The organism is Aequorivita marina, assembly GCF_031631895.2.
Lineage (GTDB): Bacteria > Bacteroidota > Bacteroidia > Flavobacteriales > Flavobacteriaceae > Aequorivita > Aequorivita marina.
The window spans coordinates 1-281 of sequence record NZ_JAVMBW020000055.1; the positions used below are offsets into that span (position 1 = coordinate 1).

General features: G+C 49.5%; 1 protein-coding gene. It reads right to left on the reverse strand.

Features of this window, described 5'->3' with window-relative positions:
- Positions 1–269 (reverse strand): type IX secretion system membrane protein PorP/SprF (locus QPK98_RS15790; RefSeq protein ID WP_310994401.1); only part of this gene is annotated, 269 nt, incomplete at its 3' end.
- Positions 270–281: the final 12 nt, after the last annotated feature.

The following is a 281-nucleotide window of genomic DNA, read 5'->3' on the forward strand; positions in this document are numbered from 1 at the left end:
TCGTTGAAAACAATGGCCCCGATCCCTGAGCGGTCCCCCAACCGAATATTAGCACTCAGGGTCTGCAGGTTGGGTGCCTCTTCCATATCAAACCACTGTTGTCGCGCTGTAAGACGCACCTGGTTGTGCGTAGCTGCACCGGCCATAGAGGGGTGCAGCAGGTACAGATTGTCCGAAAAATAATCCGAATAAACCGGGATCCCGTCCTGGGAAAATCCATAGAACGAGGCCAGTAAGAATAGGATAAGGGGAAGTTTCTTAATATACATAGTCTTTTGTTA